Source organism: Streptomyces sp. MnatMP-M17, assembly GCF_900091995.1.
GTDB lineage: Bacteria > Actinomycetota > Actinomycetes > Streptomycetales > Streptomycetaceae > Streptomyces.
Window position 1 is genome coordinate 1 of record NZ_FMDK01000761.1, and the last position, 2,418, is coordinate 2,418.

The 2,418-nt window shown below is 67.9% G+C and carries 2 protein-coding genes; one reads left to right on the forward strand and one right to left on the reverse strand.

From position 1 onward, the window contains the following. The coding region (locus GA0115259_RS29995; RefSeq protein WP_345941045.1) for a PA14 domain-containing protein at positions 1 to 1,403 on the forward strand (1,403 nt) is incomplete at its 5' end. Between the two features lie 94 nt (positions 1,404 to 1,497). Here GA0115259_RS29995 and GA0115259_RS40700 read toward each other — a convergent pair. Beyond that, the coding region (locus GA0115259_RS40700) for a hypothetical protein (RefSeq protein WP_161230502.1) at positions 1,498 to 2,418 on the reverse strand (921 nt) is incomplete at its 5' end.

Here is a 2,418-nt window from a genome sequence, read left to right on the forward strand (position 1 = left end):
CCCTGCCCGCCGTCGTTCTCGGCGGGCTGCTGGCCGCCGCCCCGCAGGCGGTGGCCGCCGATGTCACCTGCTCGACCAACGTCTACAAGCGGACGTTCTACAAGAACACCGCGTTCTCCGGCTCGCCGGTGCGGACCGACTGCGACAGCGCCATCAGCGAGAGCTGGTCCGGCAGCCCGGTCGCCGGTGTGCCGTCGAACAACTTCGGTGTCCGCTGGTCGGTGACGCGTGACTTCGGCTCCGGCGGCCCTTTCACGTTCACCGCCTCCGCCACCGACGGCGTCCGCGTCTATCTGGACGGCGTCCGCAAAATCGACCTGTGGAAGAGCACCGGCGACACCGCGCGCTCCAAGGGCGTCAACCTCACCGTCCCGTCCGGCAAGCACACCCTCCGCGTCGACCACGTGAACTGGACCGGCGCCGCCAAGGTCAAGTTCACGTACACGCCCCGGACTTCGGCCACGTACGACAAGACGAAGCCGCTCGCCCCCACCGGTGTGAAGACCGCCTACAACACCAAGACCCGCAGGACGGCCGTCTCCTGGTCCGCCAACAAGGAGATGGACCTGGCGAGTTACTCCCTCTACCGGCGGCCCGTCGGCTCCAGCACCTGGACGAAGGTCACCACGACCACGACCACCGCCCGGAGCCACACCGATCCCCTCGTCAACCCCGACGACCGCACGCCCTACTACTACGAGGTGCGCGCCAAGGACAAGGCGGGCAACACCTCGTCGGGCAGCGCGGACACCATCGTCCGCCCGCTGCCCGTCGTCACCTCCCTGACCGGCACGTACGACAAGGCGACCGGCAAGGTCGCCCTGAAGTGGCCGCTCAACACCGAGCCGCACTTCGACCACTACACGGTCCTCAGCAACGACTTGGTGAACGGCTCCTACAAGTGGGTCCCGCTGGGCACCACCAAGGGCAACACCTGGACCACGGGCCCCGTCACCGCCGACGGTGAGACCCGCCACTACCGCGTCCTCGTCACCAACGACGGCGGCACCACCACGTACAACCGCAGCGGGCTCGACCCCCTCGCCACCAACGAGCTCTGGCTCGACATCCCCGACGGCATCGCTCCGGCCTACGCCCCCGACCTGTCTCTGCGCTCCTGCGCGAGCGGTATCCAGGCAACCGCGAGCGACTACACGCCGGCCCCGATCCGCGACTTCAGCGGCTTCGAGATCGAACGCCGCGAGGCCGGGACGGACACCTGGTCGGTGGCCCTGCACAAGGCGTACGACCCGCGCCCCGCCACCGCCACCGCCACCGTCTGCGACCCACTGCCCGCCGACGGACGCACCTACGAGTACCGGGCCCGTACCTACGACACGGACGGCAACTACTCGCCGTACAGCGAGATCCGGGCGTTGACTGTGCCTGGTGGTGTTGGCTGACGGTCAACGGGACCGCGTGACCGGAGGATCCGGGACCTGGGGCCGGGCAGTTCTCATCGAACTCCCGGTCCCGGGCGGCGGCTTGGCGGCGCCATCAGGTGGGGATGGGTTTGGTCTGGGTGCAGTTCTTCCATTCCACCCACGGGCGTGCGCCGCCGTTTTTGGGGCCGGTGGCGTAGGTGGGGTCGCCGGTGATGGTCTGGGTTTTGCTCTCGTGCGTGATTTCGATGCCGAACAGCTTGAAACCGAGCGAGAACTGTCCGGCGGAGACACCGAAGCCGATGCCGAGCGAGGCGTTCCACCAGTCGGTGTTGGCTTTGTAGTCGAGCCTGCTGAGCTTTCCCTTGTCGTGCAGGAGCCGTTCGAGCGGGCTGGCGTCCGGTCCTGGGACCTTGGCGGCGTCCGACGGCGAGGGCAGCGGATTCTTCGCCGGGTCGCCGTTTCCGCGCAGCCAGTCCTCGACGGCGGTGCTGTCCGCGTCGTCGGTGAGTACGAGCTCGGCCGACTCGGTGTGTATCTCCGACTCGGTGGATCCGCCGCCGCCACCGACATCGATCGTCACGGGACCTGCGTTGGCGCCCGCCTCGCCCTTGAAGCCAGAACCCTCCCCGGCTTCCTGGCTGGTGGTGATCGTCAGCTTCTCCGGGTGGTGCGCGGCGCCGTCCTCCTCTTCCTGGTCGTAGGCCGCCGCGTCGTACGTGACCGCCACCTGCTGCATTCTCTCGCCCGTGGCCTGGCCGATCACGCCGGCCGTGCCCTTGACGGTGAAGGTGTAGATGAAGGTGATCTTCCCGGCGTTCTGGCCGGTGTTGTGGCGCATGACCACGACATCCTCGGTCATGGTGCCGGAGAGCACCTCGCCGGAGATCTTGCCGAGGTCCTTGGGACCGTCGCTCTTCCCGGCGTCCTTGCCGCTCTTGCCGTTGCTCTTGAACTTTCCGCCGAAGCTCAAGCTGCCGGATGCTTCGGTGGTGGTTTTGGTGATGTCGACGTCGGGCGCCAGTTCGGGTTCGAG